The following is a 22,929-nucleotide window of genomic DNA, read 5'->3' as shown; positions in this document are numbered from 1 at the left end:
CTTTTTCTTTGCCCGCTCTCCTCGTGAGGCCTAGCTTGACGCCCGCATGGACCAGGGAGTGGATCGCATGGAGCCGACCGAACAGACGCCGTCGCAGCGCATCGATGCGCGCATAGTCGAACTGGGCGACTGGCGGGGAGAGATGCTGGCAAGGCTGCGCCGGGCAATCCTGGCGGCGGATCCCGAGGTGATAGAGGAGTGGAAGTGGCGCGGGGTGCCGGTCTGGTATCGCGGCGGCATGATCTGCACCGGGGAGACCTACAAGTCAGCGGTGAAGGCGACTTTCGTCAAGGGAGCGGCGCTCGACGATCCCGCCGGGCTGTTCAATGCCAGCCTTGATGGCAACCAGCGCCGGGCCATCGATTTCCACGAGGGCGACACGGTTGACGAGGCAGCGTTCACCGCGCTGGTGCGCGCGGCGATCGCGCACAATCTCGCGAAAAAGCCTGCGCGCCGCTGAGCGCGGGGCGCCTCATTCGTAGACGCAGGAATCCAGCCCTTGCGTCTTCACCGTGCCGATGCGGGCGGCGATGGTGTTGCCGTAGCGGCGGGTGAAGCCGGATGGGCTCTTGACGCTACGGGTCTTGGGGCTGGGCAGGGCAGCGGCCATGCGGCCGGCCTCAGTCTTGGTCAGGTTGGAAGCCGACTTGCCCCAATAACGCTGTGCACCGGCTTCGACCCCATAAGTGCCGATGCCCGTCTCCGCGACGTTCAGGTAGACTTCCATGATCCGCCGCTTGTCCCAGAGGTTCTCGATCAGGAACGTGAACCAGACTTCCAGGCCCTTGCGCAGGTAGCGCGTCCAGCCGTCACCCTGCCAGAGGAAGACGTTCTTGGCGGTCTGCTGGCTGATCGTCGATCCGCCGCGCAGGCGTCCGCCGGCGGCATTGCGCTCGAACGCCTTTTCGATGGCGTCGGTGTCGAACCCCTTGTGGGTGCAGAACTTCCCGTCCTCGGCGGCAATCGCGGCGGCGGCCATGTTGCGGTCGATCCGGCTCAGCGGCTGCCAGTCCTTGGTAATGCCATTGCCGTCCACCAGCATCGTCACCGTCACCGGCGGGGGTACGAAGCGATAGAGCACGGTCAGCCCCACGCTGATGGCGACGAACCAGAAGACGGTCTTGGCAAGAATGCGCAGCAAAGGAGTTGAGCCCCGTTGACGGTGACGGAAATGCGAAAGTGCGGCCGTCCGGAACCCTGACTAGCGATAACGGCAGCAGCGGAAAAGATGCCTGCGCATCGGGTTTCCACGGCGCGTTGCGAAATCAGTCGCGGGTATCGAAATCGGAGCGGGCGGCGGCAACGTTTTCGAGATTGGCTTCAGCCCAGTGCCAGACGCTGCAAAAGGCCTCTCCCAGGCTATGTCCAAGCGGGGTGAGCCGGTAATCGACATGGGGCGGGATGACCGGATGGACGGTGCGGTGGACGAAGCCGTCGCGTTCCATCTGGCGCAAGGTCTGGGTGAGCATCTTCTGACTGATCCCCGGTACCGCGCGGGCGAGGGCGCTGAAACGGGTTTCGCCGTTTTCCTCCAGAGCCTCCAGCACCAGCAGCGTCCACTTGTCGGCCACGCGGCCGATCAATTCGTTGACGAGCGCGTCGACGCCGGGCACGTTCGAGTAACGGGTAATGGCTGGATTTTCCATTTCTCACTCATGGGTAACTACAGCACTTTCGGGTGCCTACTTTCCAAAAGAGAGTATAGGTTTACATCCCGTCTCGCAATCTCTTGTCACAGGAGCGAGTTCCATGAAGACCAGCGGCAACACCATTCTTCTTACCGGCGGCGGTACCGGCATCGGCCGCGAACTGGCGCGGCGCTGGCATGACGCCGGCAATGTCGTGATCGTCACCGGACGAAGGCTTGGCAGCCTGGAGGAAACCGCGCGAGACCGGCAGAATATCCATGCCTTCGCGGTGGATGTTGCCGATCCAACCGCGATCGCGGCCTTCGCCAGGGACATTCTCTCGCGTTTCCCGGCCCTCAACGTGCTGGTGAACAACGCCGGGATCATGCCGCTGGAGGACGTTTCCGTTTCGCGCGATCTCTCGTCGGCAGAGGCCTGCGTGACCACCAACCTGCTCGGCCCGATCCGCATGACCGACGCCCTGATAGAGCATTTGCGTGGACAGGGCGATGCAGCGATCGTCAACGTCAGTTCCGGCCTGGCCTTCGTGCCGCTGGTGGGCGCGGCGGTCTATTCGGCAACCAAGGCGGCCATCCATTCCTGGACGGACTCACTGCGCTTCGCTCTGAAAGACGTGGTCGAAGTGATCGAACTGGCGCCCCCCGCGGTTCAGACCGAACTGACGCCCGGCCAGTCCACGCGGGGGGGCTACATGCCGCTCGATGCCTTTATCGATGAAGTGATGGGCCTGTTCGTCCGGCAGCCAACGCCGGAGCTGATCGGCGTTGAACGCCTTGCGTTTCTGCGCAATGCCGAAGCGGAAGGGCGCTATGAGCAGACGTTCACGACGCTGAATGGTTCTGCTCACTGATCCTTTTTCGACCCGCCCACGCTGGCCAGGAACAATCGCGAATGCTATGGCTTGCCATGTTGCAATGCAGCATTCGTGAGCAAGCCCATGCCCAGCCTAATGCCCAGCAAACACAAGCCTCATAATCTCGATCTGGCGCTCCAGGGCGGAGGCGCGCACGGCGCCTTCACCTGGGGCGTGCTTGATGGATTGCTTCAGGAGCCCCGCCTTGCGGTGGGTGCGGTCAGCGGAGCAAGTGCGGGGGCCATGAACGCGGCCGTGCTGGTTTCAGGCCTCGTCAGCGACGGTCCTGAAGGCGCGCGGGAACGTCTGCGCTCGTTCTGGAAGGAACTGAACCGCTCGGGGCGCGAAGCAGGGCCGCTGATCCCGATGATCGAGGCTTTTCCGGAAACCTCCCGTGCAATGTCCTCGTGGTGGACCACCATGTTCGGAGACCTCGGCACGGCGCACGGTTCGCCGGAGATGGGGCGGGAATCGCAGGAGATCCTGCGCAAGGTCATCGAGGAACACGTGGACTTCGCGGCCATCGCCAGCGACGAGGCGCCGCCGCTGTTCATTTCCGCGACCAATGCTCAAAGCGGCACCGCCCGCATCTTCCACAAGCGCGACCTGACGACCGATGCGCTGCTCGCCTCGGCCTGCCTGCCGCTCTATTTTCCGCCGGTGACCATCGACGGCAAGGACTATTGGGACGGCGGTTACAGCGCCAACCCGCCCCTCGTGCCGCTGGTGCTGGAAAGCGCCAACGACGACCTGCTGCTGATCACCGTCAACCCGCAGGCGCGCGACCAGACGCCGCGCAATGCCGCCGCGATCGTCGACCGGATTACCGAGATCGGGTTCAACCAATCCATGCGCAAGGAAATGCAGGGCCTGTTCCTGCTGCAATCCTCGATCGGCCGCACCCGCGCGAAGGACGGTCTGATCGCGCAAGTCGAGCGCATGCGGTTTCACGAGATCCACGACGAGGCGACGCTGGGGGCCATGCCGGCACAGAGCAAGCTCCTGCCGGTGCGACACCTGCTGTTGACCTTGCACGATGCCGGCGAGGCGGCGGCCAAACGCTGGTGCGAGGTCTCGATGGAGAGCCTCGGCAAGGAGAGCACCGTGGACCTGGCGAGCCGGTTCGGGCCGGGTTGATCGAACTTCGAACGGGCCTTTTGCCTCAAACGCCCCGTCATTCTGAACTCGTTTCAGGATCCATTTCTCACCATCGACGACCTTCCGTTCGGCACGATGGATCCTGAAACGAGTTCAGGATGACGGGGGTGGGAGGGCGCGAGGCTTGTCGGCGCCGCGCCTTCTACGCAAAATTTCAGAGAATACCCGGCAGATCCAGCCCCTTCTCCCGCGCACAATCCTGCGCGATCTCATATCCCGCATCGGCATGGCGCATCACGCCGGTCGCCGGGTCGTTCCACAGCACGCGCTCCAGACGCCGCGCGGCCGCTTCGGTGCCGTCGGCGACGATCACCATGCCCGAATGCTGCGAATAGCCCATGCCGACGCCGCCGCCGTGGTGCAGCGAAACCCAGGTCGCGCCGCTGGCGGTGTTGAGCAGGGCGTTGAGCAGCGGCCAGTCCGAAACCGCGTCCGAACCGTCGCGCATCGCCTCGGTCTCACGGTTGGGCGAGGCGACGGAGCCGCTGTCGAGGTGGTCACGGCCGATCACGACCGGAGCCTTCAATTCGCCCTTCGCCACCATCTCGTTGAAGGCGAGGCCGAGGCGATGACGGTCACCCAGGCCCACCCAGCAGATGCGGGCGGGCAGGCCCTGGAACTGGATCTTCTCGCGCGCCATGTCGAGCCAGTTGTGCAGGTGCGTGTGGTCGGGCAGCAGCTCCTTCACTTTGGCGTCGGTCTTGTAGATGTCCTCGGGATCGCCCGAAAGCGCGGCCCAGCGGAATGGACCCACGCCCCGGCAGAACAGCGGGCGGATATAGGCGGGGACGAAGCCGGGGAACTCGAACGCGTTCTCCACGCCTTCGTTCTTCGCCATCTGGCGGATGTTGTTGCCGTAGTCTGTAGTCGGCACGCCCGCCGCCTGGAAGTCCAGCATGGCCTGCACGTGGACCGCCATCGAGGCCTTGGCCGCCTTGGCGACCGCTTCTGGCTCCCGCTCGCGCTTTTCGATCCATTCGGCGACGGTCCAGCCGGCAGGCAGGTAGCCGTTGACGGGGTCGTGGGCGGAAGTCTGGTCGGTCAGCAGGTCGGGGCGAATGCCGCGTGCGAACATCTCGGGCAGCAGTTCCGCCGCGTTGCCGAGCAGGCCGACCGAGACCGGGTTCTTCTCGGCATTGGCCCTCTCGATGATGGCCATGGCCTCCTCGATGGTAGAGGCAGCGACGTCGAGGTAGCCGGTGCGCAGGCGCATTTCGATGCGGCTGGGCTGGCACTCGATGGCAAGGCACGATGCGCCCGCCATCACCGCTGCCAGCGGCTGTGCGCCGCCCATGCCGCCAAGCCCGGCGGTCAAAAGCCACTTGCCCGAAAGGTCGCCATTGTAGTGCTGGCGGCCCATCTCCACGAACGTCTCGTAAGTGCCCTGAACGATGCCCTGCGTGCCGATGTAGATCCACGACCCGGCAGTCATCTGGCCGTACATGGCAAGACCGCGCTTATCGAGTTCGTTGAAGTGCTCCCAGTTCGCCCATTCCGGCACGAGGTTGGAATTGGCGATCAGCACGCGCGGCGCATCGGCATGGGTGCGGAATACGCCCACCGGCTTGCCCGACTGGACCAGCAGCGTCTCGTCGTCGTTCAGACGGCGCAAGGTCTCGACGATCTTGTCGTAGCTTTCCCAGTCGCGCGCGGCGCGGCCGATGCCGCCGTAGACCACCAGTTCCTCCGGGCGCTCGGCCACATCGGGGTGGAGGTTGTTCATCAGCATGCGCAGCGGGGCTTCGGTGAGCCAGCTTTTCGCGGAAAGTTCGGTGCCGGTCGCGGGCTTGATGACGCGGCTGTTGTCGAGGCGGGTCATGGCGGTTCCTTAAATCAGGTGCGGGCGAAGGCGAGGGCCGCCTTCAGCACGTCTTGCAGGATCGGGGTGAGGGCGGCGGCGCGCTCGCTGGAGAAGGCAGGCGGCCAATTGCCTTCGTGTGCCAGCTCGGGCTCGTCCATGTAGCCGCGAATGGCGAGTTCCATCTGGATCGCATGGACGCCGTTTTCTGGGCGGCCGTAATGGCGTGTGGTCCAGCCTCCGAGGAAACGGCCGTCGAGAACGTGGCTGAACCCGCTCGTCTTGCAGACTTCCAACACGGCCTCGGTCAGCGCCGGGTCGCAGGTCTGGCCGAGGTTGGTGCCCAGGTTGAACTGCGGCAGTTCGCCGTCGAACAGGCGCGGCACATGGCTGCGGATCGAGTGGGCGTCGTAGAGCACGACTTTGCCGTGGATGCCGCGCAGCCGCTCGATCTCGGAGCGAAGCGCGGAGTGGTAGGGATCGAACCAGAGCGCGCGGCGGCGGGCGATCTCGGTCTCGTCCGGCGCTTCCTCCTTGTAAAGCGGTTCGCCGTCGAACGTGGTCGTCGGGCAGAGTTCCGTCGTCGCCTGCCCGGGGTAGAGCGAGGCGCCGGAGGGGTCGCGGTTGAGGTCGATCACGCTGCGCGAGACGCGGGCGCCTATCGTGGTGACGCCGAGGTCGCGGGCGAAGGCGTAGAGGTCGTCCACCCACCAGTCCGCATCGCGCCGCGCCAGCCAATCCGAGCGGAGCGCGGGGGCGACATCGGCCAGATCGGTGCCGACATGGGGGAAGGCAACGATGAGCGGCGCGTCTCCGCGATGGAGAGCGAAAGGCTCCATCACGAAATCGCCGGAAGCAGGCCTGCCGCCGTGTCCGCCAGAGCGCCAGAGCGGATCAGCCGGTTGGCCGCCTCCATGTCCGGATGGAAGTGGCGGTCGTCATCCAGCGCGGGAACCTCGGCGCGCAGGACGCCGCGCGCGGCTTCGAGCCAGGTGCTGGAGGTGAGCGGCGCGTGGAACTCGATGCCTTGCGCGGCGGCGAGCAGTTCGATGCCGATCACGGCCGTGGCATTCTCGACCATAGACAGCAGGCGGCGGGCGCCGTGGGCGGCCATCGAGACATGGTCTTCCTGATTGGCGGACGTGGGGATCGAATCCACCGAGGCCGGATAGGCCCGCTGCTTGTTTTCGGAAACCAGCGCGGCGGCAGTGACCTGCGGGATCATGAAACCCGAATTGAGGCCGGGGCGCGGCGTGAGGAAGGCGGGCAGGCCGGACAGCGCCGGGTCTACCAGCATGGCGATGCGGCGTTCGGAGATCGAGCCGATCTCGCAGACGGCCAGCGCGATCATGTCGGCGGCGAAGGCGACCGGTTCGGCGTGGAAATTGCCACCGGAAAGCGCCTCGTCGGCTTCCGGAAAGATCAGCGGATTGTCGGAAACGCCGTTGGCCTCGATCTCCAGCGTCGTCGCGGCCTGGCGCAGCACGTCGAGCGCGGCGCCCATGACCTGCGGCTGGCAGCGCAGGCAGTAAGGATCCTGCACGCGGGCGTCGTTCTCGACATGGCTGGCGCGGATCGCGGAGCCGGCCATCAGTCCGCGCAGGGCATCGGCCACCTCGATCTGGCCGCTATGACGGCGCAGGGCATGGATGCGCGGATCGAATGGCGTGTCGGAGCCTTTCGCCGCCTCGGTGGAAAGCGCGCCGGTGACGAGGGCGGAGCGGAACAGCAGTTCAGCCTCGAACAGCCCGGCCAGCGCATTGGCGGTGGAGAACTGGGTGCCGTTGAGCAGCGCGAGGCCTTCCTTGGGGCCAAGTTCGAGTGGCGAGAGACCGGCACGCGCAAGCGCCTCGGCGGCAGGCAGGCGCTCGCCTTTGAGCATGATCTCGCCCACGCCGATCATCGTCGCGGCCATGTGCGAGAGCGGCGCGAGGTCTCCGCTGGCACCGACCGAGCCTTGCGAGGGCACTACCGGGGTCAGGCCCTTGGCCAGCATCGCTTCGAGCAGGGCGACGGTCTCGGGCCGCACGCCCGAGGCGCCCTGGGCCAGGCTGGCGAGCTTGAGCGCCATCATCAGGCGGATCACCGGCACCGGCGAAGGCTCGCCCGTGCCTGCTGCATGGCTCAGCACGATGTTGCGCTGGAGCGTGGCGAGATCCTCGTCGCCGATGCGGACGCTGGCGAGCTTACCGAAGCCGGTATTGATGCCGTAGACCGGCTCGCCCTTGGCCAGGATGCGCGCGACGGCAGCGGCGCTTTCCGCCACGAGTGGAGCGCAGGCCGGGTCGAGCTTCACGCCCGCGCCGCGATAGACCGCGCGCCACTGGTCCAGCGCAATGTCGCCGGGGGTGAGAAGGATGTCGTTCATTGTCCACTCCAGATGCGCGCATGGAGCGGATTGAAGCCCATGCGGTAAACGAGGTCGGCCGGGCGCTCGATGTCCCAGATCGCAAGGTCGCAGGCCTTGCCGGGTTCGAGCGTGCCGAGATGGCGGGAAAGACCCAGCGCCTGCGCGGCATGGCGCGTCACGGCGGCGAGGCATTCGGGCACGGTGAGGCGGAACAGCGTCGCGCCCATGTTCATCGCCAGCAGCAGCGAGGTCAGCGGCGAGGTTCCGGGATTGCAGTCGGTTGCCAGCGCGATCGGCACGCGGGCCTCGCGTAGGGCGGCGACCGGCGGTAGCACGGTCTCGCGGCAGAAGTAGTAGGCACCGGGCAGCAGCGTGGCGACGGTGCCCGATGCGGCCATGGCAGCCACGCCCGTCGTATCGAGGTGCTCCAGATGGTCCGCCGAAAGCGCGTGGTGGCGGGCGGCGAGGGCGGCGCCGTGGAGGTTCGAAAGCTGCTCGGCGTGGAGCTTTACCGGCAATCCACAGGCCTTTGCGGCGCGGAACACGCGCTCGGTCTGGGCGGGCGAGAAGCCGATACCCTCGCAGAAGGCATCCACTGCGTCGGCAAGCCCCGCCTCGGCGACGGCGGGGAGCATGACCGTGCAGAGGTGATCGATATAGCCCTCGGCATCTCCCGCAAACTCCGGGGGAAGTGCGTGGGCGCCGAGGAAGGTCGTGACGATCCGAACGGGGCGCTCTTCGCCTAGCCGCCGCGCGGCGCGCAGCATCTTGAGTTCGCTGGCGAGGTCGAGGCCGTAGCCGGATTTCACTTCGACGGTGGTGAGCCCTTCCGCAATCAGCGCATCTAGGCGGGGCAGGGCGGAGGCGACCAGATCGTCCTCGCTGGCGGCGCGCGTGGCCTTCATGGTCGAGACGATACCGCCGCCGGCGCGGGCGATTTCCTCGTAGGAAGCGCCCTCCAGCCGCAGCTCGAATTCCCGCGAGCGATCCCCGCCGAAGACGAGGTGGGTGTGGCAGTCGATCAGGCCCGGCGTGATCCAGCGGCCCGCGCAATCGGTGACGTCGGCGGCTTCGAATGAAGGAGCGTCAGCTTCCGGACCGGCGTACAAGATCACACCGTCCCGCGAGGCGATAAGGCCTTGTTCGATTACGCCCATCGCGTCGCCCGTCATCGTGGCCAAACGGGCATGTTTCCAGAGCCTGTCGCAGCGCATGACGAGTCGATCCTCCTTGGTTGCCCCGGTTATTGCATCGGTCGTTTTTAATGTATAGACAAAAGCGCGAAGGAGCTTCCCGCCATGGCCGAAAACCCCTCTCGTTCGATCTTCGCGCAGAACGCGCTGCTGGACCATGCCAGCACTTTGGGCGGTTGGGCTTCCGGGGTGCGTTTCATACTCCGAAATGGCCGGATTTCCGCCATCGAGAGCGGCGTGGCGGCGCAGGCGGGCGACGAGCGCCATGCTTGCGTGATACCCGGCCTCGGCAATCTCCATAGCCATGCCTTCCAGCGCGGCATGGCCGGGCTGGCCGAGCAGCGCGGCGACAGCAACGACAGCTTCTGGACCTGGCGCGAGGTCATGTACCGTTTCCTCGACCGGATGACGCCGGACGACCTCCATGCGGTGGCCGCCATGGCCTATCTGGAGATGCTGGAGAGCGGTTTCACCCGCGTTGGCGAATTTCACTATCTTCACCACGATCCCGAAGGTCGGCCTTATGCCGATCCCGCCGAAATGTGCGTGGCCCTGGCCGGGGCGGCGGCGGAAACGGGGATCGGCCTGACGCTGCTGCCGGTGTTCTACGCCCATTCCGGCTTCGGCGCGCAGCCGCCGAGCGAAGGGCAACGGCGCTTCATTCACGATCTCGACGGTTTCGCGCGGCTGCTGGAAGGCGCGCGCAGTGCGGTCGGCGCGCTGGACGATGCCGTGATCGGTCTTGCGCCGCACAGCCTGCGGGCGGTTTCGCCGGAACAACTCGCGGCGCTGGAAACGATGGCGCCCGATGCGCCGATCCACATCCACATCGCCGAGCAGGTGCGCGAGGTCGAGGATTGCCTGGCCTGGAGCGGGCAGCGGCCGGTCGAATGGCTGCTCGATCATGCCGAAGTGGACCGCCGCTGGTGCCTCGTCCACGCGACACATCTGACCGAGGCCGAAACGTGCGCACTGGCCCGAAGCGGCGCCGTCGCCGGCCTTTGCCCGATCACCGAGGCGAACCTGGGAGACGGGTTGTTCCCGGCGAGGACGTTTCTGGAAGAGGGCGGGCGCTGGGGCGTGGGCAGCGACTCGAACGTGCTGATCGACGCGACCGAGGAACTGCGACTGCTGGAATACGGCCAACGGCTCCAGCATCGCGGGCGCAATATCGTGACCGACCGCATGACCCGCTCCACCGGGGAGACGCTCTGGCGTCAGGCCGTGCAAGGCGGGGCACAGGCGCTGGGGCAGGCGCTGGAATCGACAGAAGGCGGCGTAAAGGGCGGCCTTTCCATCGGCTTGCCGTTCGATGCCGTCTCGCTGGATCCGGGCCATCCCTCACTGGCGATGCGCGGCAGCGATCGCCTGCTCGACGGGCTGGTCTTCGCGGCAGGACGCAGCGGCGTGGATTGCGTCTGGCGCTTCGGCGCGCAAGTGGTAAGCGGTGGCCGTCATCGCGCGCGAGACATGGTCGTCCGGCGCTACAGGGACAGGTTGGGCAGGTTGATCGGGTGAATTTACCGCTCCACGAACGCATCCGTCAGGATTTCGAGACGCGCATCCTTTCCGGCGCGCTGGGGCCGGGCGCGCGCCTGCCTACCGAGCAGGCGCTGATGGCGCACTATGACTGCGCGCGCATGACGGTGAACAAGGCGCTGAGCGCCCTTGCCACGGCAGGGCTCGTGGACCGTCGCAAGAAGGCGGGCACTTTCGTCGCCCGGCCGCGCGTCCATGCGATGGCGATGGAAATCCCCGATCTGGGCGCGCAAGTGACCGAGCGGGGGCAGACCTATCGTTTCGACCTGTCGCTTCGCCGCCAGATGCACGCGACATCCGCCCGACTGGCCTGGAAGGTGGACGGGACGGTACCTCTGCTGGAATTGGAGGGCATCCATTTCGCGGACGGCGCTCCCTTTGCGCTGGAGCATCGCTTCGTGAACGTGGCGGCCGTGCCGGAGATACTGGAGGCCGACTTCGCCGGTTCTTCGCCCGGAACATGGCTGCTGGAGCATGTCCCCTGGACCGAAGCCGACGCGCATATCGCCGCCATCGGCGCAAGCGTGGCAGAGGCCCGGTCGCTGTCCATGGAGCCCGGCGCGCCCTGCCTCTGTGTCGAGCGCAAGACCTGGCGCGGTTCCGAGCCGATCACCTATGTCCGGCAGCTTTTCGTGGCCGGAGCCTACGAGCTGACGGCGCGCTTCGGCCCCGGCGCCCGCGTCTCGGGCGCTTCCGCCTAGGCAGGTCAGGCCAGGAGGCGGGCCGAAATCGTCATGCCGACTTCGGCGGTTCCGCCGGGTTCCAGCCAGGTCAGGGTCTCCGGCGCGCGGTTGATCGCGTCGGTGGCGTGGCTGACGGGCTCGACGCAGAAGAAGTCCGCACCGGCCGGAGAGAACACCACGGTGGTCGTCAGACCGTCCGAGGGGGCGATCGTCACGCCCAGCCCGCGCGAGGGCCAGTCGATCTCCAGCGCGCCTTCGCGCCCGGTGTAGGCGGTATCGACGGCGCGGGTATCCACCGGCCGGCCCTGCCACCAGTCGATCGCTTGCTCATGCTCGTCGAGAGAACTCGGCAGGCAATCGGGGGTATTATACCATTCGCCGCGATGCCGCCCACGATAGAGGGTCTGGGCATCGCGCGGAAAATAGGGATGGAAGCCGAGCCCGGCTGGCATCGGCGCGTCGCCGAGATTGGTGACGGAAAGCGCGGTGGTGAAGCCCTCTGCCCCGAGGTGGAAACTCTGCCGGGCGCGATAGGGCCAGGGCCACTCGCCACCGGGATAGACATGTTCGAGGACGGCGCCGTCCGCGCTTTGCTCCACCACGTCCCATGCGCTCAGCCATCCGAAGCCATGCAGGGGGTGGGGATGGTCGGAACCCGGAAAGTTCGGTGCGATCCTGCCCTTGCGCGCGCCGGTGTTGAAGCGGCCGCGTGCGATGCGGTTGGAAAAAGGCACCAGCGGAAAGCTGGCGACGTCGAAGATCGTGGAGCCGCAGTTCGGCCGCATCAGCGGCTCGCCGCGCCAGTCCAGCCGCAGCATAGAGCCGCCGCGATCGGGAGCCAGTTCCAGCCGATAGCCTTGTGCCTCAAGGATGATCATCGCTTCCGGTCCACTCCCATGGATCTGCCGTTAGGGCTCGTTCAGCCTGGAGATTTTCTCCGACCGGGCCCGAGGTAGCGCTACCAAACGGAGTCTGGCAAGGGCTTCGTCCGCATTCCCTCCTTCAATCCCCGCGATAGCGCAGGGCGTCCACCAGCAAGCGGAAGGCCGCCGAAGGCTGGCGGCGGCTGGGATAATAGAGGTGATAGCCCGAAAACGGCTGGCACCATTCGTCCAATAGTGGGACCAGAGCGCCGGATTCTATGTGCGGGCGGGCGTAAGTGTCCATCATCATGGCGATTCCCGCCCCATCCAGCGCCGCCTGCAGGACCATCGCCATGCTGTCGAAGGTCAGTTGGCCGTCCACCCGGACGTTGAGTTCGCGGCCGTCCTTCTCGAATTCCCAGGCGTAGATGTTGCCGCGCGAACGGAAACGCAAGTTGATGCACTGGTGCCCGGCAAGGTCGTGCGGCGTTTGTGGAACTCCGCATCTGGCCACATAGTCCGGCGAGGCGACGGGTACGAGGCGGGCATGGGGGCCTATCCGGACCGCGATCATGTCCCGTGCGATCGATTCGCCCAGGCGGACGCCGGCGTCGAAGCGTTCGGAGACGATGTCCACGAATCCGGAATCGATGTTCAGTTCGACATTGATATCGGGATAGAGCGGCAGGAACTTGCGCAACGCGGGCCAGATCACGGAATTGGCCGCATGTTCCGAAGCCGTGAGGCGAACGGTGCCCTCCGGCTTGTCGCGCAGTTCGCTGACCGTAGCCAGGCCCATGGCGATTTCGTGCATCGCCGGCCGCAGCGTGGCCAGCAGCCGCTCGCCCGCCTCCGTGGGCGAGACGGCGCGGGTGGTGCGGGACAGGAGGCGCACGCCCAGCCTCGATTCAAGCCGCCGGATCGTATGGCTCAGCGCGGATTGCGAGGAGTCCAGCTTGGCGGCGGCCCGTGTAAAGCTGCCCTCGTCGGCGACGGCGATGAAAGCGGTGAGATCGGCAAGGTGTTCGCGTTGCATTGATGAGTGCCTATCATGACAGTCATGCATTTGCCTCCTCTAATTGTGGCTGCACCGCTAACTTATATGTGGGGCCCGCGCTGCATTGCAGCAAGGGCCTATTCTAGCTCTCCTCCCAGCAAGGAAATCCCATGAAGACCATCGGCTACGCGGCGCAGTCCGCCGAAACCCCGCTCGCGCCCTTCGCGTTCGACCGCCGGGAACTGCGCGGAAACGACGTCGCGATCGAGATCCTCTATTGCGGCGTCTGCCATTCCGACCTTCACACCGCCCGCAACGACTGGGGCGGCACCGTCTACCCGATCGTTCCCGGACATGAGATCGTCGGCCGCGTCACCGCCGTCGGTCCCGAAGCCGGTCGCCATGCCGTGGGCGAAGTGGTAGCCGTCGGCTGCCTCGTCGACAGTTGCAAGCACTGCGACCAGTGCGAGCGCGACCTGGAGAACTATTGCCGCAACGGCTGGGTCGGCACCTACAACGGCAAGGACAAGATCACCGGCGAGATCACCCAGGGCGGCTATGCCCGCGATATCGTGGTGCGCGAGGATTTCGTGCTCAAGGTGCCGCAGAACCTGGACGTCGCGAAAGTCGCGCCGCTGCTTTGCGCGGGCATCACCACCTATTCGCCGCTGCGCGAGTGGAACGTGGGCGAGGGCAGCCGCGTCGGCGTGATCGGCCTGGGTGGTCTGGGCCACATGGCGGTGAAGCTGGCCGCGGCGATGGGCGCGGACGTCACCGTGTTCAGCCGCTCGCCGGGGAAGGAAGCCGACGCGCTGGAACTGGGGGCCAACCGCGTGCTGATTTCCAGCGATGCCGAAGCCATGACGGCGGCGGCCAGCAGCTTCGACTTCATCATCGACACGGTGCCGGTCAAGCACGACCTCAACCCCTATCTGCCGCTGCTCGACGTGGACGGCAGCCTGGTCCTGGTCGGCCAGATCGGCCCGGTGGACGAGCCGATCACCACGCCGCTCGTCTTCGGCCGTCGCCGCGTGGCGGGCTCGCTGATCGGCGGCATCGCCGAGACCCAGGAAATGCTCGCGTTCTGCGCGGAGAAGAACATCCTGCCCGAAGTCGAGATGATCCGCATGGACGAGATCAACCACGCCTACGAGCGCATGGAAAAGTCCGACGTGCACTATCGCTTCGTCATCGACATGGCGACGCTGGAAGCCGAAGCGGCCTGAACGGGCTCGCGCCCCCTCACCGGGGCAAGGTCACCTGCATCGGCCGGGGAGCGGAAGCTTCCCGGCCGTTTCTTGTACGATCCGCACGTTTCGGAACTTACAATCTCTTCAAGACGTTGTTTTGCCTGAACCTTGTTCTTGACCTTCCCCTATTAACCGGATCATCCTCGCCGTCGCCAAGGATCACCTGGAGCCCAATGCCCTTGCGAGCCGGATTCGATCGTTTCTCCTTCATCGTTCCGATCGCGGCGGGCCTGCTTGCCTCCTGCGCGGTCGGGCCCGATTACAAGCCCCGCAACGCGTCGGAACTCGGCGTGCCGGACCAGTGGTCGGTCACTGCTCCGCCGCAGGCCGAGGAACTGACGCGCTGGTGGCGCAGTTTCAACGATCCGGTGCTGACGCAGCTTGTGGAGCAGACGGCTTCGGCCAATCTCGATCTGGACCAGGCGCTGGCGCGGCTGCGGCAGGCGCGGGAATCGCTGGTGATCAGCCGGGCGGCCCTGTTCCCCTCCGTAAGTGGATCGGGCAGCGCGGGCCGGAGCGAGGCGCTGCGCGGCGGCGGCACGGTTATCACGTTGCCGGACGGCACCGTCAGCCAGACCGGCGGCGGTGGCCGCACCAGCCTGGCCCTGGGGCTGGACGCCAGCTATCAGCTCGACCTGTTCGGCGGCAACCGCCGCTCGGTGGAGGGCAGCCGCGCCCAGTTGGAGGCATCGGGCTTCGACTACGCCACCACGCTGCTGACGGTGCAGAGCGAAGTCGCGCGCAACTATGTGCTGGCGCGCGCCTACCAGGCCCAGCTTGAGAACGCCCGCGCGAGCCTGAGCATTCAGGACGAGAACCTTCAGATCGCCGAATGGCGGGTGCTGGCCGGGCTCGTCTCCTCGGTGGACCAGGAGCAGGCACGGGCCAGTCGCGCCCAGACCGCCGCCGGGATTCCGCAGATCGAGCAGCAGTACAATGCCGCCGTCTCGCGCATATCGGTGCTGACCGGGCAGGCGCCGGGCGCAGTGAAGCCGCTCATGGCCGCCGCTCGGCCGATACCGGAGGGGCCGGCGCAGATCGGCGTGGGCATCCCCGCCAATGTCCTGCGTCAACGGCCGGACGTCCGCTCCGCCGAGCGCCAGCTGGCGGCGACGACGGCCCAGATCGGCGTGGCCAAGGCGCAGCTTCTGCCGCAGTTCAACATCAGCGGCAACCTCGATACCAATGCGTCCAGCTTCAGCGGACTGTTCGACACGATCACCGGCGGACTGTTCGGCGGAGTGAGCCAGGCGATCTTCAATGCCGGGCGTCTTTCCGCGCAAGTCCGCTCCAGCCGCGCGGCGGCGGAGGGCGCGTTCGCGGCCTACAAATCCTCCGTGCTGACCGCGCTGGAGGATATCGAGAACGCCGCGGTGGCGCTCCGGTCGGCAGAGGAGCGTGAGCGGCAGTTCGCCATCGCGCTCGACGCTTCGAACAGTTCCGCTCTGCTGGCGCGGGCGCAGTATCGCAGCGGATTGACGGATTTCACCACTCTCAACACGCAGGAAAGCGCGCTGATTTCCGCCCGAAACGGATTGGTCCAGGCGCATTCCGACCGGGCGGCCGCCCTGATCGCTCTTTATGACGCGCTCGGCGGCGGCTGGGATCCCAGTTACGACTATACCGGGCTGGCCACCGCGCCCCGGAACCAACCAGGCGGGACCGACTGAAATGGCCGACCAACAACTCGACGAATTCCTGGGCGCGGAAAAGAAGCCGGTCTGGCGACGCAAATGGGTGTTCTGGACCGGGCTTGCGGTGCTGGTGCTGCTGTCGTTCATGCTCGTGCGCTGTTTCGGCACGACAGAGAAGCAGGCCTATGCCACCACCAAGGCAGAGAAGGGCCGTCTCGTCACCAGCGTTTCCGCCACCGGCAAGCTGGCACCGACCAACCAGGTCACCGTGGGCTCGCAGCTTTCCGGCCTTGTCGTGAAAGTTCTGGTGGACGTGAACGACCGGGTCACGGCCGGGCAGGTGCTGGCCGAGATCGATCCCGAGCAGATCGAGGACCAGATCCGTCAAAGCCAGGCGCAGTTGAATGCCAATCGCGCGCAAGTGGACCAGTCCAAGGCCACCGTGGCGGAATCGCAGGCCCAGCTTGCGCGGCTGGAGGAAGTCTCGCGGCTCTCGGGCGGCAAGGTTCCCTCCAAAACCGAGCTTCAGGCTGGCCGCGCCGATGTGCAGCGCGCCGTCGCCGCGCTGAAGACGGCGCAGGCCAACGTGCTGGCTGCCGAAGCCTCGCTGGCGCAGAACCAGACGCAGCGGGCCCGCGCCAGGATCATCTCGCCGGTATCGGGCGTGGTGCTGGTACGGCAGGTCGATCCCGGCCAGACCGTGGCCTCCTCGTTCAACACGCCGACGCTCTTCGTGATCGCCGAGGATCTCAGCGAGATGAAGCTGGAAGTGGCGATCGACGAGGCCGACGTCGGCACCGTCAAGGAAGGGCAGAGCGCCAACTTCACCGTGGACGCCTTTCCCGGCCAGACTTTCCCAGCCCGGATCACCCGCGTGGAGATCGCCTCGAACCTGACGGCCTCCTCGGCCAGTTCCTCCAGCTCCTCGACCACATCGACCAGCACGAGCGGCCAGGTCGTCTCCTATGCGGCGGACCTTTCGGTTGCCAACGCCGATTTCAAGCTGCGGCCGGGGATGACCGCCACCGCCGATATCGTAACTTCGGACAAGAACGACGTCCTGCTGATCCCCAACGCCGCGCTGTCCTACAAGCCGCAGACGACGGGAACCGCGAAGAAGGGCGGCGGCGTGACCGATGCGATCGGTTTCCGTCCGCCGCGCCGGGGCCAGCGCGCGGCCAAGAGCGCCACGCTCGATCGCGGTTCGCGCCAGACCATCTATGTGGTGGGCGCCGATAATCAGCCGCAGGCAATCGAGGTCGTCACCGGCAGCACCAATGGCCAGCAGACCGAAGTGGTGTCCGGCAATCTCAAGCCGGGGATGCAGGTGATCACCGGCGAACTCGCCGGAACGGCAAGCTGAGGACGGAGCCGATGGCCGGAACCGACCCGATCATCTCCCTGCGCGGAATCACCAAGGTGTTCGGCAGCGGCGAAACCGCCTTCCGCGCGTTGAAGGGCGTCGATCTCGATATCGCGGCGGGAGACTTCGTGGCGGTTATGGGGCCGTCCGGCTCGGGCAAGTCGACGATGATGAACATCCTGGGCTGTCTCGACGTTTCGACCACGGGCGAATTCCTGTTCCACGGCCATCATGTCGAGCATCTCGACCGCGACCAGCGCGCGCTGCTGCGGCGGCGCTATCTGGGCTTCGTGTTCCAGGGCTTCAACCTGCTGGCGCGCACGTCTGCGCTGGAGAATGTGGAATTGCCGCTGCTTTACCGGGGCGACGCCAAGCAGGACCGGCGCAAGGAGGCCATGGCCGCGCTCGACAAGGTGGGGCTGGCGGACTGGGCCGGGCACACGCCGGGCGAGCTTTCGGGCGGCCAGCAGCAGCGCGTGGCGATCGCCCGCGCCATCGTCACCAATCCTGAAGTCCTGTTGGCGGACGAGCCGACCGGCAACCTCGACAGCCAGCGCTCGGTGGAGATCATGGAGTTCCTCTCCCGGCTCAACCGCGATTCCGGGATCACCGTGCTGATGGTCACGCACGAGCCCGACATGGCCGAATTTGCCCGGCGTATCGTCCACTTCAAGGACGGCCTGATCGACCGCATAGAACAGGGCGGTGCCGTGGCGGAGGCAACCCGCTGATGCTGGGCACGATACTCCTGCTCGCACTGCGCTCCATCCGCCGCCACGTGCTGCGTTCGCTGCTGACCATGCTGGGCATCGTCATCGGCGTGGGCGCGGTGGTTTCGATGGTGACGCTGGGCAAGGCGACCACTGCGGCCGTCACCCAGCAGATCGCATCGCTGGGCACCAACATCCTCCAGGTCCGGCCCGGACAGGGTTTCGGTCGCGGCGGCGGCGGGCCGGCCCCGCGCGACTTCGATCCGTCGGACATCGTCGCCATTCGCCAGCAGGTTGGCGGGGTCATGGCCGTGGCGCCGCAGGCCTCGTCCAGCGGCACCGCGATCTACGAGGGCGCGAACTGGTCCACCACGATCAACGGCACCACGTCTGACTTCTTCAAGATCCAGCCCTGGCCGCTTCAGGAAGGGCGGCTATTCAACGAGGACGAGGAGACGGCCGGCAAGTCGGTCTGCATCATCGGCTCCACGGTGAGCACCAACCTGTTCCGCAACGTCGATCCGATCGGCAGGCGCTTCCGCATCGGCAACGTGTCGTGCGACGTGATCGGCCTGCTGACCACCAAGGGCCAGGCCGGCTTCGGCGGCGACCAGGACGATATCGTCATCATGCCGATCAAGACGGTGCAGCGCCGCTTCCTGGGCACGACCTCGATCCGCACGATCCTTGTCGGCGTGGACGACGACTATTCCACCGAACAGGTCCAGCAGACGCTGACCCGCCTGCTGCGCGAGCGCCGCCACCTGACCGAGGGCAAGGACGACGACTTCAACATTTTCGATACCAAGCAGATTTCCGACACCCTGACCCAGACCACGACGATGCTGACGCAGATCGTTGCCGCCGTCGCCGCGATCAGCCTGGTGGTGGGCGGGATCGGCATCATGAACATCATGCTCGTCTCGGTGACCGAGCGCACGCGCGAGATCGGCATTCGCCTGGCCATCGGCGCCGTCGCCAACGAAGTGCTGCTGCAATTCCTGGTGGAGGCCGTGGTGCTCTCCTGCCTGGGCGGGCTGATCGGGCTGCTGCTGGCGCAGCTGGTGGTGGGCGTGGCCACGCCGCTGATGGACTTGCCGTGGATCTTCGACCCCGCCGTCAACCTGGGCGCTTTCGCCGTGTCCGCCGCGATCGGCGTGATCTTCGGCTATTTTCCGGCGCGACGCGCGGCGAGCCTCAATCCGATCGATGCGCTACGTCACGAATAAGGAGAGCAGCGGATGACTCTGGGTATCGGCCTGCCGTTGCGCGGTCTGATCGTGGGCATGGCGAACGATCAGTCGCTGGCCTGGGGCTGCGCCGAGGCACTGCGCTCGGAAGGCGCGGAGCTGGCGATCACCTATCAGGGCGACAAGGCCCGGCCGCATGTCGAGCCGCTGGCCCAGGCGCTGGAAGCTCCGATCTTTCTGCCGCTGGACGTTACCGAGCCGGAGCAGATGGAAGCCCTCTTCGCGGAAATCGCCGCGCGCTGGGGCAGGCTGGACTTCCTGCTCCACTCCATCGCCTTCGCGCCCAAGCAGGATCTGCACGGCCGCGTGGTGGACAGTTCGGTAGAGGGCTTCACGAAAGCCATGGACGTGTCCTGCCATTCGCTGATCCGTCTCGCCCGCTATGCCGAGCCGCTGATGGCGCAGGGCGGCTCGATCCTGACCATGAGCTTCTACGGTTCCGAAAAGGTGGTGCCGGGTTATGGGCTGATGGGGCCGGTCAAGGCGGCGCTGGAAAGCAGCGTGCGCTACCTTGCGGACGAACTGGGCCCGGCCGGCATACGCGTCAACGCGCTATCGACCGGGCCGGTGCGCACGCGCGCTGCATCGGGGCTGTCCCATCTCGACGAACTGATCCGGCTGGCGGCGGAAAAGGCGCCGCTGCATCAACTCGTGACGATAGAGCAGATCGGCCATATGGCGGCGTTCCTGCTTGGCCCGAAGGCCCGCTTTGTGACCGGCCAGACCATCTACGTCGATAGCGGCTACAATAGTGTGGGCGGCTAGGCCCTAGTTCAGTTCCTCGAACCAGCCGAGCTTACGCATCACGGTCTTCTCGACTTCCAGCAGCACGAACAGCCCCAGCCCGATCGCCAGCAGGATCGCCCCGTCGCGCAGCGAGATCGGTCGGGATTCGAACACCCGCTGCAAGGGCGGAAGATAGGTGAAGGCAAGCTGCGCCACGATCACGCAGGCTATCGCGACGAGCACCGGCTTTGTTCCCCTGGTCCCTTCGAACGTCAGCGAGCGCATGTGCAGATAGCGGACGTTGAACAGGTAGAAGATCTCGGCAATCACCAGCATGTTGACCACCAGTGTACGGGCTTCCTCGAGTGTGTCTCCCAGACGCTGCGCCCCGAAGAACACCGCCAGCACCACCGCCGCGAACAGCACCGAAACCAGCACGACGCGCCATAGCAGGAAGCTGGACAGCAGCGGCGCGTCAGGCTTGCGGGGCGGGCGCTGCATGATGCCCGGTTCGGGCGGCTCGAAGGCGAGGACGAGGCCGAGCGTCACGGTCATCACCAGGTTGATCCAGAGGATCTGCGTCGCCGTCAGCGGCAGCGCGAAGCCGACGAGAATGGCCAGCACCACGGCGATGGCCTCACCGCCGTTGGTCGGCAGGGTCCAGGCGATCACCTTGCGGATATTGTCGTAGACGGTCCGACCCTCGCGGACGGCGGCGACGATCGAGGCGAAGTTGTCGTCGAGCAGCACCATTTCCGAGGCCTGGCGCGCCGCTTCGGTGCCGCTGACGCCCATCGCGGTGCCGACGTCGGCCTGCTTGAGCGAGGGCGCGTCGTTCACGCCGTCCCCGGTCATGGCGACGATGGCGCCGCGCGACTGCTGCGCCCGGACGATGCGCAGCTTGTGCTCGGGGCTGGCGCGGGCGAAGACGGCGGTGCCGGGGACGGCTTCGGCCAGTTCCTCGTCGCTCATCGCCTCGATCTGCGCGCCGGTCAGGGCTTTGGGGTCGTTGGCAAGATCGAGCTGGCGGGCGATGGCAAGGGCGGTGGCGGCATGGTCGCCGGTGATCATCTTCACCGCGATTCCGGCGGAGCGGCACTCCGCGATCGCCAGTCGTGCCTCTTCGCGTGGAGGGTCGATAAAGCCCATCACGCCCAGCATCGTCGCGCCCTGGAGCAGGTCGAAATCGAGGCGCTCGGTGTCGTCCGGTACCTCGCGCAGGGCGAAACCGAGCACGCGCTCGCCCTGGTCGGCGGCGCGGGCAATCGCCGAGTTCCAGGCCTCAACCTCGTCCGGTGTGGCGCCCAACGCCAGAACGGCTTCGGGCGCGCCCTTGACGAAGGCCGTGCACCGGCCGTCCTCGGCCCGGCACAGCGTGGCCATCAGGCGATAGGTGGCATCGAAGGGGATCTCGTCGATCCGCTGCCATTGCCGTCGCAGCGCCTCGTCGTCGATCCCGGCCTTGCGGGTGAGGGCCAGCAGTGCGCCCTCCATGGGGTCGCCGGTGACGGTCCATTCTCCGTCCACCTGCTTCAGATGCGCATCGTTGCAGAGGGCGCCGCATCGAACGATGTCCGGCGATACCGCCTTCGAACCGCCTTGCAGCGCCGTGATCGCGCCGTCCGGGGCATAGCCGATGCCCGAAACCTCGAACTCGTCCCCGCTCGTCACATCCCGGCCCGTCATGATTCGTGTCACCATCATCTCGTTGCGGGTGAGGGTGCCTGTCTTGTCCGTGCAGATTACCGAAGTGGCGCCCAGCGTCTCGACGGCGGGAAGCTTGCGGATCACTGCCTTGCGCGCCGCCATGCGCTGCACGCCGATGGCCAGCGTGATGGTGATGACGGCAGGCAGCCCCTCCGGCACGGCGCCCACGGCCAGGGCCACGACCGAGATCAGCGCGTCCACCCAGTCGAAGTCACGCAAGGTCACGGCGAAGACGAAAAGTGCCAACCCGGCCACGAAGATCGCCAGTGTCAGCTTGTTGGCGAAAGAGCTGATCTGGCGCAGCAAGGGCGTGGTCAGCGTGGGAACGGCGTGGAGCAGCTTGCTGATGCGGCCGATCTCCGTGGCGGTGCCAGTAGCGACGACCACCCCGGTCGCCTGCCCCCGCGCCACGAGAGTGCCGGAATAGGCCATCGAGGACCGGTCGCCGAGCGAGGCGGTGGCTTCGGCGGGTTCCTCATGCTTTTCCGAAGCCACGGATTCGCCGGTCAGCGCCGCTTCCTCGATGGCCAGGCCGCGCACGCGGAGCAGGCGCAAGTCGGCGGGCACGCGGTCTCCGGCATCGAGCAGCACTACGTCGCCCGGCACCAGCGCGGCGGCATCCACGCTGTCGCGGATCCCGTCCCGGAGCACATGGGCGTGATCGGTAAGCAGGCTTTCCATGCCGCTGAGCGCCTTCTCAGCGCGCCCCTCCTGCACGAAGCCGACCACGGCATTGACCACCACGACCAGCACGATCACCGCCGCGTCCACGGCATGGTTCAACAGCAGCGCCGCGAGGGCGGCGGCGAGCAGGAAATAGATCAGCGCATTGTTGAACTGGGCCAGGAAGCGGAGGAGCGGCGGCGTTCCCTTGGGGGCGGGCAGGGTGTTCGTGCCGTATCGTTCAAGCCGCAGCGAAGCTTCCGGCGCGGTCAATCCCTCGCGATCGGTGTCCAGATCGGCAAGGACCGTGTCTGCGTCCATGGCGTGCCAGTCGCGTGCGGCTTCGGATAACATCGCGTTCTCCGTTTTCATGCATTCGTGGAACCGGGCGACAGTCATGCGCCTGTTGCGCACCTGTCACCTCATGCAATACCGTCCGGGAAGGTCGAGCGAGTGTCTGAATTCAGGCGATACGGATTTTCGTTTCCAAGTAACCCTGGAGGCGAATCCCGCAGCCGTTGGCATAATCCGGTGAAAAGATTT

At 66.3% G+C, this 22,929-nt stretch carries 20 protein-coding genes; 11 read left to right on the top strand and 9 right to left on the bottom strand.

Translation table 11 applies throughout. The annotated features are described in order from the left end of the window. The first annotated feature begins 46 nt into the window (after positions 1–46). Complete coding sequence (locus tag ACI3K3_RS06140; protein WP_404912728.1) at positions 47–460, top strand: DUF1801 domain-containing protein; 414 nt, start codon at positions 47–49, stop codon at positions 458–460. A 12-nt stretch (positions 461–472) separates the two neighbouring features. On the opposite strand, the gene mtgA is transcribed toward ACI3K3_RS06140, so the two are convergent. Together mtgA and ACI3K3_RS06130 are read right to left on the bottom strand one after the other, a co-directional pair. Next, the gene (gene mtgA / locus ACI3K3_RS06135) at positions 473–1,138 is read right to left on the bottom strand and encodes a monofunctional biosynthetic peptidoglycan transglycosylase (protein WP_404912854.1); all 666 of its coding nucleotides are present in this window, start codon (positions 1,136–1,138) and stop codon (positions 473–475) included. A gap of 127 nt (positions 1,139–1,265) precedes the next feature. Next, positions 1,266–1,646: a winged helix-turn-helix transcriptional regulator gene (locus ACI3K3_RS06130; protein ID WP_404912727.1), complete on the bottom strand. Its 381-nt coding sequence runs from the start codon at positions 1,644–1,646 to the stop codon at positions 1,266–1,268. A 103-nt stretch (positions 1,647–1,749) separates the two neighbouring features. On the opposite strand from ACI3K3_RS06130, the gene ACI3K3_RS06125 reads away from it, so the two are divergent. After that, on the top strand, positions 1,750–2,499 hold the full coding sequence (locus ACI3K3_RS06125; protein WP_404912726.1) for an SDR family oxidoreductase: 750 nt from the start codon (positions 1,750–1,752) through the stop codon (positions 2,497–2,499). 99 nt (positions 2,500–2,598) lie between these two features. After that, positions 2,599–3,639 carry a patatin-like phospholipase family protein gene (locus ACI3K3_RS06120; protein ID WP_404912725.1) on the top strand — a complete coding sequence of 347 codons (1,041 nt, stop codon included), beginning with the start codon at positions 2,599–2,601 and terminating at the stop codon, positions 3,637–3,639. Positions 3,640–3,814: 175 nt separating this feature from the next. Here ACI3K3_RS06120 and hutU read toward each other — a convergent pair whose 3' ends face one another. Genes hutU through hutI form a run of 4 tightly spaced genes read right to left on the bottom strand, consistent with a single transcriptional unit; the run spans position 3,815 to position 9,022 of the window. Continuing rightward, complete coding sequence (gene hutU, locus ACI3K3_RS06115) at positions 3,815–5,479, bottom strand: urocanate hydratase (RefSeq protein WP_404912724.1); 1,665 nt, start codon at positions 5,477–5,479, stop codon at positions 3,815–3,817. A 14-nt stretch (positions 5,480–5,493) separates the two neighbouring features. Next, positions 5,494–6,297, bottom strand: coding sequence for an N-formylglutamate deformylase (hutG, locus tag ACI3K3_RS06110; RefSeq protein ID WP_404912853.1), 804 nt, complete (start codon positions 6,295–6,297; stop codon positions 5,494–5,496). Continuing rightward, entirely contained in the window at positions 6,297–7,826 is a 1,530-nt protein-coding gene (hutH, locus tag ACI3K3_RS06105) for a histidine ammonia-lyase (protein ID WP_404912723.1), read from the bottom strand. Before hutH ends, hutG begins: the two co-directional genes overlap by 1 nt. Then, entirely contained in the window at positions 7,823–9,022 is a 1,200-nt protein-coding gene (gene hutI, locus ACI3K3_RS06100; protein ID WP_404912722.1) for an imidazolonepropionase, read from the bottom strand. Before hutI ends, hutH begins: the two co-directional genes overlap by 4 nt. An 84-nt stretch (positions 9,023–9,106) precedes the next feature. Here hutI and ACI3K3_RS06095 point away from each other — a divergent pair, with 84 nt between their 5' ends. Together ACI3K3_RS06095 and hutC are read left to right on the top strand one after the other, a co-directional pair. Beyond that, entirely contained in the window at positions 9,107–10,519 is a 1,413-nt protein-coding gene (locus ACI3K3_RS06095) for a formimidoylglutamate deiminase (protein ID WP_404912721.1), read from the top strand. Next, positions 10,516–11,241: a histidine utilization repressor gene (hutC, locus tag ACI3K3_RS06090; RefSeq protein WP_404912720.1), complete on the top strand. Its 726-nt coding sequence runs from the start codon at positions 10,516–10,518 to the stop codon at positions 11,239–11,241. The genes ACI3K3_RS06095 and hutC overlap by 4 nt, the downstream gene beginning before the upstream one ends. A gap of 5 nt (positions 11,242–11,246) precedes the next feature. Here hutC and ACI3K3_RS06085 read toward each other — a convergent pair whose 3' ends face one another. Both ACI3K3_RS06085 and ACI3K3_RS06080 read right to left on the bottom strand, forming a co-directional pair. Beyond that, entirely contained in the window at positions 11,247–12,101 is an 855-nt protein-coding gene (locus ACI3K3_RS06085) for an aldose 1-epimerase (RefSeq protein WP_404912719.1), read from the bottom strand. A gap of 124 nt (positions 12,102–12,225) precedes the next feature. Next, a complete protein-coding gene (locus ACI3K3_RS06080) occupies positions 12,226–13,122 on the bottom strand; it encodes a LysR family transcriptional regulator (protein WP_404912718.1) in 897 nt (298 codons plus the stop codon). A gap of 131 nt (positions 13,123–13,253) precedes the next feature. Between ACI3K3_RS06080 and ACI3K3_RS06075 the strand changes: the two genes are divergently transcribed. The 6 genes from ACI3K3_RS06075 (at position 13,254) to fabI (ending at position 20,055) form a co-directional block, all read left to right on the top strand. Beyond that, positions 13,254–14,309 (top strand): NAD(P)-dependent alcohol dehydrogenase, encoded by a 1,056-nt coding sequence (locus ACI3K3_RS06075; protein WP_404912717.1) that lies wholly within the window; start codon positions 13,254–13,256, stop codon positions 14,307–14,309. Between the two features lie 203 nt (positions 14,310–14,512). Further along, the gene (locus tag ACI3K3_RS06070) at positions 14,513–16,003 is read left to right on the top strand and encodes an efflux transporter outer membrane subunit (RefSeq protein WP_404912716.1); all 1,491 of its coding nucleotides are present in this window, start codon (positions 14,513–14,515) and stop codon (positions 16,001–16,003) included. 1 nt (position 16,004) lies between these two features. Beyond that, the gene (locus ACI3K3_RS06065; protein ID WP_404912715.1) at positions 16,005–17,330 is read left to right on the top strand and encodes an efflux RND transporter periplasmic adaptor subunit; all 1,326 of its coding nucleotides are present in this window, start codon (positions 16,005–16,007) and stop codon (positions 17,328–17,330) included. Positions 17,331–17,341: 11 nt separating this feature from the next. Next, positions 17,342–18,061, top strand: coding sequence for an ABC transporter ATP-binding protein (locus ACI3K3_RS06060; RefSeq protein ID WP_404912714.1), 720 nt, complete (start codon positions 17,342–17,344; stop codon positions 18,059–18,061). Then, on the top strand, positions 18,061–19,269 hold the full coding sequence (locus tag ACI3K3_RS06055; protein WP_404912713.1) for an ABC transporter permease: 1,209 nt from the start codon (positions 18,061–18,063) through the stop codon (positions 19,267–19,269). The genes ACI3K3_RS06060 and ACI3K3_RS06055 overlap by 1 nt, the downstream gene beginning before the upstream one ends. 12 nt (positions 19,270–19,281) lie before the next feature. Next, on the top strand, positions 19,282–20,055 hold the full coding sequence (gene fabI / locus ACI3K3_RS06050) for an enoyl-ACP reductase FabI (RefSeq protein ID WP_404912712.1): 774 nt from the start codon (positions 19,282–19,284) through the stop codon (positions 20,053–20,055). 3 nt (positions 20,056–20,058) lie between these two features. Here the strand turns inward: fabI and ACI3K3_RS06045 are convergent, their stop codons facing one another. Beyond that, positions 20,059–22,740, bottom strand: a complete 2,682-nt coding sequence (locus ACI3K3_RS06045; RefSeq protein ID WP_404912711.1) for an HAD-IC family P-type ATPase — start codon at positions 22,738–22,740, stop codon at positions 20,059–20,061. Between the last annotated feature and the right edge of the window lie 189 nt (positions 22,741–22,929).

The sequence above is a fragment of the Novosphingobium sp. ZW T3_23 genome, from assembly GCF_044987305.1.
Lineage (GTDB): Bacteria > Pseudomonadota > Alphaproteobacteria > Sphingomonadales > Sphingomonadaceae > Novosphingobium.
The sequence above is the reverse complement of the archived record's forward strand: the minus strand, read 5'-3'. Positions and strand labels throughout refer to the sequence as shown.

Excerpts from the sequence above, each read along its gene's own strand:
- ACI3K3_RS06095 (WP_404912721.1), top strand. The coding sequence starts at position 9,107 with ATGGCCGAAAACCCCTCTCGTTCGATCTTCGCGCAGAACGCGCTGCTG.
- ACI3K3_RS06060 (WP_404912714.1), top strand. The coding sequence starts at position 17,342 with ATGGCCGGAACCGACCCGATCATCTCCCTGCGCGGAATCACCAAGGTG.
- ACI3K3_RS06130 (WP_404912727.1), bottom strand. The coding sequence starts at position 1,646 with ATGGAAAATCCAGCCATTACCCGTTACTCGAACGTGCCCGGCGTCGAC.
- hutU (WP_404912724.1), bottom strand. The coding sequence starts at position 5,479 with ATGACCCGCCTCGACAACAGCCGCGTCATCAAGCCCGCGACCGGCACC.
- hutI (WP_404912722.1), bottom strand. The coding sequence starts at position 9,022 with ATGCGCTGCGACAGGCTCTGGAAACATGCCCGTTTGGCCACGATGACG.
- ACI3K3_RS06140 (WP_404912728.1), top strand. The coding sequence starts at position 47 with ATGGACCAGGGAGTGGATCGCATGGAGCCGACCGAACAGACGCCGTCG.
- ACI3K3_RS06045 (WP_404912711.1), bottom strand. The coding sequence starts at position 22,740 with ATGTTATCCGAAGCCGCACGCGACTGGCACGCCATGGACGCAGACACG.
- ACI3K3_RS06075 (WP_404912717.1), top strand. The coding sequence starts at position 13,254 with ATGAAGACCATCGGCTACGCGGCGCAGTCCGCCGAAACCCCGCTCGCG.
- hutG (WP_404912853.1), bottom strand. The coding sequence starts at position 6,297 with ATGGAGCCTTTCGCTCTCCATCGCGGAGACGCGCCGCTCATCGTTGCC.
- ACI3K3_RS06055 (WP_404912713.1), top strand. The coding sequence starts at position 18,061 with ATGCTGGGCACGATACTCCTGCTCGCACTGCGCTCCATCCGCCGCCAC.
- hutH (WP_404912723.1), bottom strand. The coding sequence starts at position 7,826 with ATGAACGACATCCTTCTCACCCCCGGCGACATTGCGCTGGACCAGTGG.
- fabI (WP_404912712.1), top strand. The coding sequence starts at position 19,282 with ATGACTCTGGGTATCGGCCTGCCGTTGCGCGGTCTGATCGTGGGCATG.
- ACI3K3_RS06080 (WP_404912718.1), bottom strand. The coding sequence starts at position 13,122 with ATGCAACGCGAACACCTTGCCGATCTCACCGCTTTCATCGCCGTCGCC.
- ACI3K3_RS06120 (WP_404912725.1), top strand. The coding sequence starts at position 2,599 with ATGCCCAGCAAACACAAGCCTCATAATCTCGATCTGGCGCTCCAGGGC.
- ACI3K3_RS06085 (WP_404912719.1), bottom strand. The coding sequence starts at position 12,101 with ATGATCATCCTTGAGGCACAAGGCTATCGGCTGGAACTGGCTCCCGAT.
- ACI3K3_RS06125 (WP_404912726.1), top strand. The coding sequence starts at position 1,750 with ATGAAGACCAGCGGCAACACCATTCTTCTTACCGGCGGCGGTACCGGC.
- ACI3K3_RS06065 (WP_404912715.1), top strand. The coding sequence starts at position 16,005 with ATGGCCGACCAACAACTCGACGAATTCCTGGGCGCGGAAAAGAAGCCG.